Here is a 15224-nt window from a genome sequence, read left to right on the forward strand (position 1 = left end):
CGCCCTCAGTCTGACTTACGCTTCTTCAATAGATTTAAAAATTGTTCATAAAAACCAGAATTCTCAAATGTATCACTAGCTTTCAATGATCCTAAAAGTGATAAATGCTTGCCATCAAATGTATAAGGAAGAATATAACCTTTGAATTCAAAAGTATTACTTTCATTAAACATATCCTCTCTTTTTACCATATATACGTTTTTATATTTTTTCGCGAAAGAACTGAGAATAGAATTAGCTTTATTGTTTAAATAATCATTAGCACCTATTCGACTGACATCAAATTTAAAAAATCGACTAAAGTAATATGAACGATAAAAATCAACAAGAGGACTTTTTTGATAACGATACGGCGTTTGTATTATAAAAACATTTACATCACTCTTAGCTATTTGCTTAATAACCTTAAGAGTATTTTCTAAATTGTCTTCTTTTAGAGAATCTCCCCACGATCCAGCAAAAATTATACTCTTAAATTTTTTATAATTATCCTTTAAAAACTCTCTATTTAATAAGCATTGATCAAATGACACATTTGATTTTTTACCATTAAAATCGTCATTAAAAGAAGCTGTACACCAATTTGTCGTAACAGATAATATAGATAAACCTTGCTTCTTTAACAATTTATCAAAAAATGGTTCCATATGGGCCGCGAAAGAGTCACCAAATAACATAATATTAGAATCTTTGATTTTAGAACCTAGATAACAACTAGTTCCGTATTTTTTATCTAATTTAAAATTATTATCAAATGCAGAGTTGAAACAATAACCATGCTCCTTTAAAGGCATAACTAATTGATCAAAAAACTCTAATTTTTCAAATCTATTTTCAAATCCATTTTTTTTATAAATTACAGAAGAAAAAGCAAGTATAGAAATAAAAATATATATTGGTTTAGATTTTAGATTACGAAGAATACTATTAGATTTCTTTGTTCGAAATTTACTTTCGATCATATGAAAACTTATCAAAGAAAAAATTATAGAACATAATAATGCGACAATACTAATAATTAAACTGTCGTTATTAAAATAATAAAGTGCGACAACAAATGGCCAATGCCATAGATAGATCGAATAAGAATAAGTACCTATCTTCTGTATAAGATACGAATTTAAAAATTTATTATTCTGAATATTTGCGTATAAGAACAATAATGAACCAGAAATTGGAAGTAATGAATATATACCTGGCCATCTACTTCTCTCATCAAAAATAAAGTAAGATAACACTATCCCTAGTATCCCTAAACAGAATAAAAAGTGTTTTCTTCTATTACTAAATTCAAATTTATATAAATATAAAATTGATCCAATTTGCATTTGCCAAAATCGTGATGAAATATAGTAATAAGCTTTAGATGGTGATGTGTAAGTAAGATAAGTACTAAATAATATCCCTAATAAAATAGTCACTAAAAATACTCTTTTTAATGAATCTTTTGAAAATACCTTGTGTGTGGTTAAAATAAATATAGGATATATTAAGTAGAATTGCCATTCTACAGATAAAGACCATGTATGAAGTAACCATTTTTCTAAAGAAGCGCTATCAAAGTAACCTGACTCTTTATAATAAATAATATTTGAAATAAATGTAATACTGCTAATTACGTGTTTGGATAATGTTCTATAATCAAGAGGTACTAGAAAAAACCAACTTATAATAAGCAAGAAGAAGCATAGAGTTAGTAAAGCAGGAACAATTCTCGAAAATCTTGCGAAATAAAATTCAACAAAGCTAAAGTTATCTTCTTCAAGCTTTTTAAAAATAATCTCTGTCATTAAGTATCCAGAGATAACGAAGAAAACATCAACACCAGCAAAACCACCTGGAACTAAATTTGGAAAAAAGTGAAATAAAACTACACCTATTACTGCAATTGCACGTAATGCATTAATGTCTTTTCTAAAAGTCATATTATGCCTTTTTAATTTTAAATTTTAGATAATTAATAATCACAAATGGAGATAAGGATGACAGCTTTGTACTAAACATAACCTTACTATCTTTATGTGTGAGGTCTATCAGTAAAGCTGCAACAAAAAAGCTTATTAATGTAGAATAAGCAGCGCCAATAATACCAAAACTAGTTATAAAAAATGAGTTTAAAACTATATTTATAACTAGCCCGACAACAGTTCTCAGTAATAAAAAACCAAACATGTTTTTAGTTATATAATACTTACCTGATATAACATTCATTGAAATAAAAACACCACTCCATATATGTATACTAAGAATAAGTGCACTTCTAACGTAGTCAGTACCAAACAGCCCTAAAATAATTTTTTCACCAAATAAAGACATAAATAAGGCCATACAAATCATCAACCAATTTGAAGCTGAAAGAACTAATTTATAGTTAAAGATCTCTTTAGCACTCTGAGCCTTTAATAAAATAGGAAATAAAGAGGCTGCAATGATTGTTGGTACAAAGTACCAAGTACTACTTAGTTTAACAGCTACAGAGTAAATACCTAACTCATAAGAATTTAACATTTTTTCAATCATCAACTGATCAATTCGCATATACAAAGTAAAAGCTACAAATGTAAGCGACAAAGGTAGTCCTGATCGAAAATATTTTTTAATAAGATATATATTAAAATAGTTTGTCTTAATTATTGGTTTATATTTAAAGATAGCGAAAATATATAAAGTAGCTAAAAAAGCATGCTCAACTAAAGTTATATAAGCAAATACATATATATCTCTTTTATAAAAAACTGCTAAAATTTTAAGTACAGACGCTATTATAATAGAAAACGTCCCAATAAGAGCTATATCTCTACCTCTCATACGACTTTCTAAAAAGTACCTAATGACATCAAATGGCTTAAATAAAATACTAAGCCCTATTATATATATCAAATCTTTATTGAGAAAATTTGTCTCTGTATAGCCAACAAGAAGAATAAGAACAAAATAGAATATGAGAGAAACTAACAACCTAAGAATAAAACTATTTATTAATATTTCAGATGCTGAGTATTTTTCTTCAGCCAAATCCCTAACCAAAAGTTCATCTAGACCTAAAATTGTAAAAGCTGTAAGAGCTAAAACATAGCTTTGTGCATAACTAAGAATACCAAATTCACTAGGACCTAAATATCTTGCAACCCATGCTGTGATAAATATTGCACCCAATAACCTAACTATTTTTTCAGATAACATCCAACTGGTGTTTTTAATATATTTTAGAGTATTTCCCTTTAACATACTTAATAATTTATCATAAAAAATAAGAATTTACGTTTGATTAGTATAAATAAAAAAGGCCTCGCAAAAGCGAGGCCCTCATTAAAATCAATTTTAGATTTTCGAATTAACCAGCAAGGAATACTGAGATAAGTACGAAAATTACAAGTGATTCCATAAGTGCTAGACCAAGGATCATTGGAGTTTGAATCTTGTCAGCAGCAGATGGGTTTCTTGCGATACCTTCTAGAGCAACAGATGCAGCTCTTGATTGTGCAGCAGTACCACCGTATGCAGCGATAGCCATTGCTAAGAAATACGCGATGTACTTAATTGCTTGAGTGTTTTCCATAATAGTCTCCTAAAACGTTAGTTACTTTGATCAAGTAACAGTTAAATTATTAAGTTTAAGTTTTAATTAGTGTGCGTGGTGCTCATCATGATCGTGGTGAGCAGTTGCAAGACTAATATAAACCATTGATAACATTGTAAATACGTAAGCTTGAATAAAACAAACTAGAAGCCCAAGTAAGTAGAATGGAATAGCAGCACCAAACATACCAACGTTCACACCAAGAATTTCAAGGTTAAGGAAAGTTGTAAGTACGTGGTGGTCACCCATCATGTTACCTCTAAGACGTAGTGCTAGAGATAGTGGACGAATAAAGTTTGAAAGAATCTCAATTGGGAAAATTAAGATTGCCATGTACCAAAGTGGACCTGCAAAGTGTGCAAGGTAGTTCATTGTACCAAGTTCTTTACAACCTTTGATGTTGTAATAAACAAATGAAAGTACACCAAGAGCAAGAGTTGTGTTGATGTATTCAGTTGGTGGTAAGAAACCAGGAACAAGACCGATAACGTTCGCTAAGAAAATTGTAATAAATAGGAACGAAATGAACTTGAAGTATTTTGGTGCATCATCTTCACCAAGAACTGCACGACATTGAGTGTAGATAAATGATCCATACATCTCAACGATGTTTCTTAAAGAAATTCCTCTATCTGGAACTACTGTCTCATCTAGAGTCATTTTAGAAACACGCATTCTATAAAGAAGTGCTACAAGTAAAATGATGATTGCAACGAAAGACTTAGTGAAGATGTGATCTACATAACCTAAGTGAAGAGCATGTGAAAGTTCACCTAACCAAAGGAAACCACCTGCTGCATGTGCATTTGTTGCTAATAAAGTAGTTAAAAGAAGGGCTATTTTTTTCATTATTAGTCCTTTTTGATGCTGACACCCAGCACAAATATATTTAAGAAATAATTTATTACCGGTATAATTATCTTACTTTGAAGTATTTGTACACCAAATAATAGGGACCCGATTAAAATAACAAGCTTTCCTATAAATAAAAACGCTAGATACTTTCCATTGGCCTTATATCCATCAACGCGATGTGGCTTTATCAGCTCATCCACGGCCATCCAAAACATCACTAAATATATTACAGTAGCCGCATAGCAAACAGCGAACGCTATCCATTCCTTTCCTGGAGTCAATAAATATAGACATACAAGTGCCATAGGAAGTGACAACAGAAAATATCGAATGAAATCGATTTTATTAAGAAGTTCTTTAAACATGGCTGCATTGTTACTATAATTTGCGTTGATTTCAAATACTTTTGACAGGAATATCTATGACAGAATCAAGAAAGCTCAATTTGTTTGCTTGGGCCATTTTCTTTTATTTAGTAATGACAATTTTTCACAAGGCTTTTGTTGCTATTGGTATGTTGCTTTTTGCAGTTTTAGCTTTCTACACATCAAAACAGTCTTACAAAGAAGTCTTTAAAGATAAGAAACATATATTTTTAGTTTCACTTGTCCTTTCATTCATTGCATCAGTTATTTTTAGTGATGCTGGTAGTTTAAATAAAATAAAATACTATCTACCACCACTTTTTTTAGCGGCTAGTTTTTATCAATATGGTCCTAAAATTACAGATAAGTGGATTAAGAAAATTATTTTTTGGTTTTTAACTCTTACTGCAATAAGTTCTGTAGTAGGAATTTTGACCGTTATCTTTGATTACAATATTTTAAAACTTAAAGTTGATACATACTATAGAAATAAAGGTGCCTTCCTCGGTATTATGTACTACTCATACACTAACGCAATAATTTGTATTATATCTGTTGCGGCACTTGTTCATTATAAAAAATTTAGTAAATATATTAATTACAAATTATTAATTATTTCATTAGTTTGTAATTTAGTAGGATTGTACTTTACTTTAACACGTGGAGCTGTTCTTGCATTTGTTGCAGGTCTTCCTTTCGTCTTTTATTATACGAATAAGCGAATCTTCACCGCTCTATTACTTCTAGGAGCTGCTTTAGCTTCTCTAGTTGCATACATAATTTTTGCTCAACCAAATTTACGATTTTATAGATTTCGTCCAGGCTCAGGTAGCGACAGCCAAAGAATCGTAATGTTCAAATCCGCTGCTTATATGTATCTAAATAAACCTGTGCTTGGATACGGATTATATAATTACAAAAAAGGTTGTCAGGAAATCCAAGAAAAATATGATCTCAAACCAAGGTTCTGTGCCTATCACTCACATAACCAATACCTAGATGCATTTGCACTAGCTGGAACATTTGGTGGTCTCTCATTCTTATTATTTTTTGGAAGCTGGTTTTTTACTTACTTAACTGGTTATCGAGATATCTACTTATTTTCACTACCAGGACTTGCGACATTTCTTGCAATTTGTATGACTGACACACCATTTTACATGAGCTCAGTCGTTTCAATTATATTTGTACTCTACGGAATGCTTTACGTAAAAAGAGAAAATACCTAATTATAATTAAGCGTCGATATTGCCATCAATATCGACGTACTTTCCTACTTCATTAGCACTTAGAAATTTTTCACAAAGCTTCTCACCTTCACGAATACTTCCAATTTTAATTACTGAATTAGAATTTAAATAACTAATAATTTTTGTAGCGATATCAATAATCTTAAGGGCCGATTCTTGTTTCAAAAAATAGCGTCCACTATCATATGCCACTGACTTCAAAATAAAGTCACACGCTTCATTACATGTGATAAAATACCTTTCCATTTCACTACTAGTGATGATCAGTTCTTCACCATTAGATGCATGTTCATAGAAAGTTTCCACAACACTTCCAGATGATGCAATGATATTTCCAAAACGTAGAACTTTAATTGAAAAGATTTCACTATTTGATAGACATAATTCTTCGGCCGCAAGTTTTGATTTTCCCATAACACTAACTGGTTCACAGGCTTTATCTGTCGAACAAAAAATGAAATCTCGACACTGATATTTTTTTGCCAGTTCAATTAAATTGCGAGTGCCTTCAACATTTGTACGCCAAGCTTGTTTTTTAAGACCTTCTAAAAGTGGAACATGTTTTAGAGCCGCTGCATGAAATATTATATCAAATTGGTACTTTTTAAATAAGTCTTCGAGATCATCTTTAAAGTTAATATCACAAAGCTTTTGTCCTAACTTAAAGACACCATATTCATTATTATCAATACCAATGACATTAAAACCAGAAAGCTTTTCTAATAAATGAGAACCAATTGTACCTGCAACTCCAGTAATGAGAATTTTCTTATCCTTCAAATATGAGAGTTCATTTTGTAAATTAAATGAAAAGCGATCTCTTTCTAAGAATAAGTTTTCAAGATCAGTTCTTATTTTTTTTGAGAGCATACACAACCATCGAAATTAAAATATTCCCAATTACCGCCAGAAAAATCCCCACGGCCCAGCCTTGAGTGATGACATCTTTTTTAACGAGTTCCCAAAGTCCCCAGGCAACGACGAGGGCCGTTGAAGGCAGAGACATGGCAAGTGCCATTGGCTTAATCCATTTCGGGTCATAAAGGGCCATCTAACGTTTCCTCGCAACACGACGCTCGTAAACGGAGTTAAGGCGATCTTGAATAACTTTGTTATTTGGGTATTCCCCTAGGATTGAATAGTAGAGGTCGTATGCAGTTTGAAGGCGTTCAAGTGTTTCATAGCAGTTGGCCATGAGAAAGATTGCACGAACTTTTAGGTCGCGGCGATCTTCACGCTTGATGTACTCGCGAAAGTACTGAACGGCGCGGTTCCAATCTTGGGATTCAAAATACATGATGCCAGATTGGAAGAAGCTATCAACGAAGTATTTGTGATTTCCATTATTGTGCATGGAAACTAAATGTTCGGTGGCCTTATCGTATTGCTTTAATTTGATATATGAACGGGCCAGACGAAATTCATAGAGGTCGTGATTAGAAAGCTTAGGCCTGAATGCAGATAGCTTATTATAAACCTCAGCGGCTTTGGCGTAGTCGTTGATATAAAGAAAAGCAATCTCACCAATACGCTCTTGTGTTTTTACCAGCCAGACTGGGTCTGTTGTAAGTTTTGGAATTTTCTCATAGAAGTGAATTCCGCGCTTATACTGGCCAAGAGAGACGGCATAGAGTTCTGCGATCTGATAATTAATCTTAATTTTGATTTCATCATTTGGCGCCATCTCTAAGATCTTGTGGTACTGCTTCACTGCTTGGGCGTACTCTTGATTTGAGATGTGATTTTGCGCAATAAGGATATCTTTGTGAATTCTTGGTGTGAAATCACAAGACGTAAGTAAAACGAGGGCCAGTAAAAAACTGGCCCTTATGAATTTATTCTTCAGAAGTTGATCCATCTTCGTCATCTGCTTCAATAATTTTTGCAATTGAAACAACCTTCTCACCTTCTTTAGGCTTAATTAGACGTACACCTTGAGTCGCGCGTCCCATTAGAGAGACACCACTTACTTTCGTACGAACAACTTGGCCGCGGTCAGTAATGATCATGAGATCATCTTTATCAGTAACAGGTTTAATCTGAACAATCTCACCGTTCTTCTCAGTTAATCTCATTGCGAGAATACCTTTCCCACCTCGAGTCTGCTTACGGTATTGAGAAGATTCAGTTCTCTTTCCATAACCTTGAGAAGTTACAGATAGAATTTCCATATTATCGTCAATTAATTCCATACCGATGATTTTTTCTTCTTCTGGATTAATATTGATCCCTTTTACACCTTGAGAAACACGGCCCATTGGTCTTGCATCGTTAGTATCGAAACGGATAATCTTACCAGCTGAAGAACATAGAAGGATATCTTTTGATCCATCATTAATTCTTACGTTAACAATATGGTCACCGTCTTGCAGTTTAATTGCAATTAGACCCGATTGTTTAACATTTGAGTACTCTTCAAGAGCTGTCTTCTTCACTAGACCTTTGTTAGTTGCAAAAATTAAGTACTTCTCATTCAAGTCCATATCATGTGGTACACAGATAATTTCTGTTACACGATCACCACTTGGGATTTGAATAAGGTTTGCAATATTACGTCCCTTAGAAGTTCTTGTTCCTTCAGGAATTTCGTAAACTTTCTTCGAGAATACTTGCCCACGGCTTGTAAAGAATAGAAGCTTATCGTGAGTATTTGCCGTAAAGATATTTGTGAAGAAGTCGTCTTCGTTAGCAGCACCCTTAACACCCTTACCACCACGCTTTTGCGCTTTGTAAGTATCAAGAGGCATACGCTTTACGTAACCCTTGTGAGTGATTGTTACAATCATTTCTTCACTTGCAACAAGGTCTTCGATTTGAATTTCGTCAGCTTTAGCAACGATTTCAGTTCTTCTCTCGTCACCATATTTCTCAATCACTTCAGTAAATTCTTCTTTGATGATTGCTTTAATCTTATCTTCAGAACCAAGGATTCCTTCTAAGCGTGAGATCTCTTTCATAATTGCTTCGTAATCAGCAATAATCTTATCTCTTTCTAGACCAGTTAGACGTTGAAGTCTCATATCTAGAATAGCTTGTGCTTGGATTTCACTTAGCTTAAATGTAGACATTAATTTCTCACGAGCATCTTGAGGCCCGTCAGATTTTTTAATCATCTCGACAACTTCATCAATATTTTCAACAGCTACTTTTAAACCTTCTAAGATATGCGCGCGCTCACGTGCCTTCTTAAGTTCGTATACTGTACGACGAATAATGATCTCTCTTCTGTGATCAATGAAACACTCAAGTTGTTCTTTAATATTAAGAACTTTTGGAGAAGAGTTAACAATTGATAAGAAGATAATACCAAATGATGATTGTAGTGCTGTTTGCTTATATAGCTTATTCATTACTACTGTTGCGATCTCACCTTTTTTAAGGTCGATAACAACACGAATCCCCTCACGAGAAGACTCATCACGTAGATCAGAAATTCCTACAAGTGATTTAGAGTTTACAAGATCAGCAATTTTTTCAATAAGCTTAGCTTTGTTAACTTGGTATGGAAGTTCAGTAATAACAATTCTTTCACGATCTTGTTTCTTACCATGGATTTCCACATCCATTTTTGCACGCATCTGAACAACACCCTTACCTGTTTTGTAAGCAGAGCGAATCCCTTCAGTTCCGTGAATCGTCCCCGCAGTTGGAAAGTCTGGACCAGGGATAATTTTCATAATGTCTTCAATCGACATTTCGCGATTATCAACAAGTTCAGTTAATGCCGTCATAACTTCAGTTAAGTTATGTGGAGGAATATTTGTTGCCATACCTACGGCAATACCAGCAGATCCGTTAACTAGAAGATTAGGAATCTTTGTTGGAAGAACTGTTGGCTCTTTAAGAGAGTCATCGTAGTTTGGTTGCCAATCAACTGTTTCTTTATCTAAGTCTTTTAGCATCTCTTCAGAAAGCTTTTGCATTCTGATCTCTGTATACCTCATGGCCGCAGCATTATCACCGTCAATTGAACCGAAGTTCCCTTGACCTTGAACCATTGGATATCTCATTGAGAAATCTTGGGCCATACGTACGATTGTATTATAAACCGCAGAGTCACCGTGTGGGTGATACTTACCAATAACGTCACCAACAACACGGGCAGACTTAAGGAATGGTTTATTGTGGTAGTTACCTAGTGAGTGCATTGCATACAGACAACGACGGTGAACTGGTTTCATCCCGTCACGTACATCTGGAAGAGCACGACCAACGATTACAGACATTGCGTAATCGAGGTAACAATTTTTCATCTCATCGCGAATACCGATTTGTTGAATATTTCCGTGGTTATGGCTTCCACCGTCTCCACCATTATTATCATTTTCATTTGTGATATTTGTTTCATCAGTCATAATCTAGTCCTATACGCCTTTATACATCAAGATTTCTTACATTAAGTGCATTCTCTTCAACGAATTGTCTTCTTGGTTCTACCTGGTCACCCATTAGAACAGAGAATACTGAATCAGCTTCAATCGTATCTTCAATCTTTACTTGTAGAAGTGTACGGTTTTCAGGATTCATTGTTGTTTCCCAAAGTTGTTCAGGGTTCATTTCTCCAAGACCCTTATAACGTTGGATGTAAGCACCTTGTTTTGCATCATCGATAATATAAGAAGCAAATGCTCTTAGTGATTCAAATTCCTTTGCATCACCTTTTTCACCCTTAACGATAAATTTCCCAACTTTAAATTTTTGGATTCCATCGTATAGGTTCATCAAATCTGCATACTCAGACGACTCTAGGAAGTATGAGCTTAATTTAAATTTCTTAGTTCTAGCAGTTGTCTTAACATTGATACGAATAAGATTTGATTCATGCTCTTTGTCTTCTTCAATTGAGAAAGTGTAATTTCTTAATGTTTCAGACTCTTGAGTTTTGAAGTGTTCATCAAGTTTATTAACGATACCATCAAGCTTTGAACGATCCTTAAGATCTGCAGCTGTGATCCCAATTTCTTCGATTAGGTGTCTTAGTAAGAAAGTATCAAAGTGAATATCGTATGACTTAAGAGTCTTATCATATTGAGTAAACTTATTGATTAATCCCTTAGCAACTTCTTCATCAATCATTTCACCGTCGAAATTAATAGAAGTACCTTCGATTGCGTTTGCAACTAAGAATGTCTCAAGAGCTTTTTCATCTTTTAGATAGATCTCTTTCTTACCTTTCTTGTACTTATATAATGGCGGTTGTGCGATATAAACATAACCTTGTTCAATCAGTTCAGGGAACTGACGGTATAGAAGAGTTAAAATAAGAGTTCTAATGTGAGAACCATCGACGTCGGCATCTGTCATGATAACAAGCTTGTGGTAACGAAGTTTTGAGATATCAAAGTTACCTTTTCCAATCCCTGTACCCATTGCTTGAACGATCATTTTAATTTCGGCGTTACCAAGCATTTTGTCATAACGTGCTTTTTCAACGTTAAGAATTTTCCCTTTTAGTGGAAGTACTGCTTGATACTTTCTATCTCTACCCTGCTTAGCAGAACCACCGGCAGAGTCACCCTCTACGATGTAAATTTCTGAAAGAGCTGGATCTTTTTCCTGACAGTCTGCCATCTTACCTGGAAGGCCACCCATATCTAGAACTGACTTTCTTCTAGTTAATTCACGAGCACGACGAGCAGCTTCTCTTGCAGCTGCAGCATCAACTGATTTTCTAATAATCGTTTTTGCTGTCGATGGATTTTCTTCTAAGTATCTCTTAAGTGCATCACCAACTAGAGAGTTAACGATACCTTCAACTTCAGAGTTACCTAGTTTATCTTTTGTTTGACCTTCGAATTGAAGCTCTGGAAGCTTAACAGAAATAATTGCTGTTAACCCCTCTCTCATATCATCACCTGTTAAATTCGTTTTAATTCCTTTAAGCAGGTTATTATCTTTTGCATATGCATTTAGAACACGAGTAAGTGCCGTTTTAAATCCAGAGATGTGAGTTCCACCACCTGGAGTTGTAATAGCATTGGCATAACCAGAAAGAACTTCTGAGTATGAATCAGTCCATTGCATTGAAATTTCAACTTCGTAATCTTCTCTTGATTCTGCAATATAGATTGGCTCTTTGTGAACAACAGTCTTTGCTCTGTTTAAGTACTCAACGAATTGAATAAGGCCACCTTCATAATGGAAAGTTTCATTCTTATCTGTTCTCTCATCCTTAACAACAATCTTAAGACCTCTGTTAAGAAATGCCATCTCTCTAAAACGATTTGTTAATGTATCGTAATTGAATTCGTGTACTTCAAAAATTTCATTATCTGGTTTGAATGTTACAGACGTTCCAGTTTGAGTTTTATCTTCTAATTCACCAACAACTTTAAGTGGCTCTTTAGTTACACCATGGTTGAATTCTACTTGGTGAATTTTTCCATGCTTTTTAATTTCAACTTTAACCCACTTAGATAGTGCGTTTACAACTGAAGCACCTACACCGTGTAAACCACCTGAAACTTTATAAGCTCCACCGTCTTCGTTAAACTTTCCACCAGCGTGAAGCTTTGTATATACAAGTTCTGCCGCAGATACACCTTCTTTCGGGTGAATATCAACTGGGATCCCTCGCCCATCATCGATAACAGTTACAGAGTTATCAACGTGAATAATAACTTTAATTTCGCTACAATAACCCGCAAGAGCTTCATCGACTGCGTTATCAACAATTTCATATACACAGTGATGTAGACCACGATTGGCCGTATCACCAATATACATCCCTGGTCTTTTTCTTACGGCCTCTAGTCCTTCAAGAACACTAATCTGGCTTGCACCATATTCTTGTCCGACCTTACCAATACTTCCTGCTTGATTTTCTTGATTTTCCAAAAGGAACCTCTCTTCCAATTTCTTGTGTCAGTGTGTTGTTTTAAAAAATATAAATTTTTGGAAGACTAGTTAACGGAACCGTTCGAAATATAGATCTTATTTGCGCCATTAATTTTTTCTAATTCTTCCTTAAATTTTTCATTAGCTGTCGTGATTAAAACTTGGAACTCTCGTTGTTCCAAAAATTTAACCAGCCTACCCCATCTCGCCTTGTCTAGTTCCCCTGAGACGTCGTCGATAAGTACAATTGGATAGGTGTTAAAGTTATACCTAAATAGCTCTATATAGGCAAATAAGAGGCTCAAATAAGACATTTTTTGTTGGCCTAAAGAACAAAATTCGTATGCATTCATCCCATCAAAAAGAAGCACGTAGTCATCTTTATGAACTTGATAGGTCGTATGCCCTACTACTAAGTCTTTTTCTAGCCTTTGTTGCATATAATCAAAGATCATCTCTGGTGAATAACCATGAAAACGAGAATCAACTTCAATTTTTAGGGAATGATCTTCTGAAAAGATATCGCGATATGTATTTTCACAAAATGGAATAAGTTCAGTGACGAATTGGTTTCTCATGGCCACTAGCTCATACGCATAGTCTGCCATTTGACGATCAATAATATTTAACTGATCACGAAATTGTGAAGGCTTTTTAGATAAGAGTACATTTCTAAACCTAAGAGCAGAATTGTACTGATTTAATACCTTCTTGTAATCGCGACTAAGCATCGACAGATGATCATCAAACCACTTTCTTCTAAAGCTTGGAATATTAGAAAAAGAGTATGAATCAAATGGATTGATAAAAACTAACTTTGCATCGAGCTTCTTTTTCGTATTCTTACCATTTAAGGCCCAAGTTGAACCTTGAGGATTCATCTTTCCACTGAAAGTAACATTGTCTCCATCGTGATCAAATAGCGAAGAAAATAATATCTCAGGGTTATCCCCATCAATACTTAATAGCTGTGGAAAAGTAGTGTTTTTACGAAATGATTTTCTCGTTACTAAGACATGTAAAGCTTCTAATATATTTGTCTTTCCATTTCCGTTCTCACCTAAGATACAATTGATATTTCCGTTGAAAGAAATAATATCTGGTTCTAGGTTTCGAAAATTTGTTACCTGAAGTTTTACAAGTTTCAATTTACTAGATTCTAAGTGGCATAATGATTCCAAGATAATTTTGGATATCATTTGATCTTACAATTACCGCTGAAAATTCATTATTAAATTCAAAAGTAACATTCTCTGTATTTAGAATTGCAATTGAATCTAATAAGAAACGAGCATTAAAACCAATTTCTATTTCCTTACCTTCGTAATCAACTGGAATTGTCTCTTTTGCATCACCAAGTGAAGGATGGTTTGCAGAGATCGTCATATGGTTCTCAGTAAGCTTAATCTTTACAGCATTAGACTTCTCGTTAGACATAATCTTAATGCGTCTAATAGCGTTTTGAATAACTTCTTTATCAGCTGTTAGTGAATAAGTTGTCTTAGCAGGAATTACTGCTTGATACTTTGGGTACTCTCTAGCAATTAAACGAATACCAAGTTGATATTGTTCATTAGCTGTTACATATAAATATGAGTCATCAACAGAAATAAACAGATTAGCACCTGGATAAGTTTCTGCGATTTTTCTAAGTTCTGCTACACCCTTCTTAGGAATAATAATTCCATTGATAAGAGCTTCGTTATTTTGTTCAGAGATATCATTTTCAATTAGAGACAGACGATGTCCATCAGTTGATACAGCTCTTAACTTCCCTTCTACTTCTTGAAAATAAATTCCGTTAAAGTGAAGTCTCGTTTCATCGTTTGAAATAGCATATGAAGTTTTAGTGATTAAGTTTAGTAGATCATCTGAATTTAGAGTGAAAGTATTTTCGCTTCCAAAGTGTAACTTAGGAAATTCATCTGCTTCGTAAATTAAAAGTGAATAATGGATTTCTTCACAATTTATTTTTAGGAGATTTTCACCATCTTCCAACTCAATGTTGATATCTGTGTTAGGAAGTTCTTTTAATATATCAAATAGATTCTTAGCGTTTATACAAAATGAAGCTGTTCCTTCAGTTGACGCATTAATTGAATACTTTGCTGATACTTCTAGGTCTGTAGCTGAAAGATATATTTTATCATTGCTAACAGTTAGTAACGTATATGTTAATATCGGTCTTGAATTCTTCTTATCAATAACAGTTAAAATTTTATTTAATGCATCTCTTAAGTTATCTGTATCAACCCTAAGCTTCATTTTTAATCCTATCAGAAAATTATTTGTAATGTTGTATAATGGAAAACACTAGTTAGCAAGCGTGTCTAGAGC

At 34.0% G+C, this 15224-nt stretch carries 12 protein-coding genes; 1 reads left to right on the forward strand and 11 read right to left on the reverse strand.

Annotated elements, in window-relative coordinates; translation table 11 throughout:
* Positions 1 to 5: 5 nt before the first annotated feature.
* The 4 genes from ABMA76_RS12025 to atpB all read right to left on the reverse strand — a co-directional run bounded on the left by ABMA76_RS12025 (position 6) and on the right by atpB (position 4429).
* The gene (locus ABMA76_RS12025) at positions 6 to 1925 is read right to left on the reverse strand and encodes an acyltransferase family protein (RefSeq protein ID WP_393061735.1); all 1920 of its coding nucleotides are present in this window, start codon (positions 1923 to 1925) and stop codon (positions 6 to 8) included.
* A gap of 1 nt (position 1926) precedes the next feature.
* Positions 1927 to 3228, reverse strand: a complete 1302-nt coding sequence (locus tag ABMA76_RS12030) for a flippase (protein WP_393061737.1) — start codon at positions 3226 to 3228, stop codon at positions 1927 to 1929.
* Between the two features lie 106 nt (positions 3229 to 3334).
* Positions 3335 to 3559, reverse strand: coding sequence for an ATP synthase F0 subunit C (locus ABMA76_RS12035; protein WP_021267602.1), 225 nt, complete (start codon positions 3557 to 3559; stop codon positions 3335 to 3337).
* 66 nt (positions 3560 to 3625) lie between these two features.
* The gene (atpB, locus tag ABMA76_RS12040; protein ID WP_392861376.1) at positions 3626 to 4429 is read right to left on the reverse strand and encodes a F0F1 ATP synthase subunit A; all 804 of its coding nucleotides are present in this window, start codon (positions 4427 to 4429) and stop codon (positions 3626 to 3628) included.
* A 427-nt stretch (positions 4430 to 4856) separates the two neighbouring features.
* On the opposite strand from atpB, the gene ABMA76_RS12045 reads away from it, so the two are divergent.
* Positions 4857 to 6029: an O-antigen ligase family protein gene (locus ABMA76_RS12045; protein WP_393061739.1), complete on the forward strand. Its 1173-nt coding sequence runs from the start codon at positions 4857 to 4859 to the stop codon at positions 6027 to 6029.
* 6 nt (positions 6030 to 6035) lie between these two features.
* On the opposite strand, the gene ABMA76_RS12050 is transcribed toward ABMA76_RS12045, so the two are convergent.
* The 7 genes from ABMA76_RS12050 to dnaN form a co-directional block, all read right to left on the reverse strand.
* Entirely contained in the window at positions 6036 to 6920 is an 885-nt protein-coding gene (locus ABMA76_RS12050) for a polysaccharide biosynthesis protein (protein ID WP_393061741.1), read from the reverse strand.
* Positions 6895 to 7101, reverse strand: a complete 207-nt coding sequence (locus ABMA76_RS12055) for a hypothetical protein (protein WP_393056901.1) — start codon at positions 7099 to 7101, stop codon at positions 6895 to 6897. Before ABMA76_RS12055 ends, ABMA76_RS12050 begins: the two co-directional genes overlap by 26 nt.
* Positions 7102 to 7938 (reverse strand): tetratricopeptide repeat protein, encoded by an 837-nt coding sequence (locus ABMA76_RS12060; RefSeq protein WP_393061743.1) that lies wholly within the window; start codon positions 7936 to 7938, stop codon positions 7102 to 7104.
* Positions 7886 to 10405: a DNA gyrase subunit A gene (gene gyrA, locus ABMA76_RS12065; protein ID WP_393061745.1), complete on the reverse strand. Its 2520-nt coding sequence runs from the start codon at positions 10403 to 10405 to the stop codon at positions 7886 to 7888. The genes ABMA76_RS12060 and gyrA overlap by 53 nt, the downstream gene beginning before the upstream one ends.
* 19 nt (positions 10406 to 10424) lie before the next feature.
* Positions 10425 to 12887: a DNA topoisomerase (ATP-hydrolyzing) subunit B gene (gene gyrB, locus ABMA76_RS12070; RefSeq protein WP_392861390.1), complete on the reverse strand. Its 2463-nt coding sequence runs from the start codon at positions 12885 to 12887 to the stop codon at positions 10425 to 10427.
* A gap of 65 nt (positions 12888 to 12952) precedes the next feature.
* Positions 12953 to 14035: a DNA replication/repair protein RecF gene (recF, locus tag ABMA76_RS12075; RefSeq protein WP_393061747.1), complete on the reverse strand. Its 1083-nt coding sequence runs from the start codon at positions 14033 to 14035 to the stop codon at positions 12953 to 12955.
* A 4-nt stretch (positions 14036 to 14039) separates the two neighbouring features.
* Positions 14040 to 15152: a DNA polymerase III subunit beta gene (gene dnaN / locus ABMA76_RS12080; protein WP_393061749.1), complete on the reverse strand. Its 1113-nt coding sequence runs from the start codon at positions 15150 to 15152 to the stop codon at positions 14040 to 14042.
* Between the last annotated feature and the right edge of the window lie 72 nt (positions 15153 to 15224).

Source organism: Halobacteriovorax sp. ZH5_bin.2 (assembly GCF_043196375.1).
Lineage (GTDB): Bacteria > Bdellovibrionota > Bacteriovoracia > Bacteriovoracales > Bacteriovoracaceae > Halobacteriovorax_A.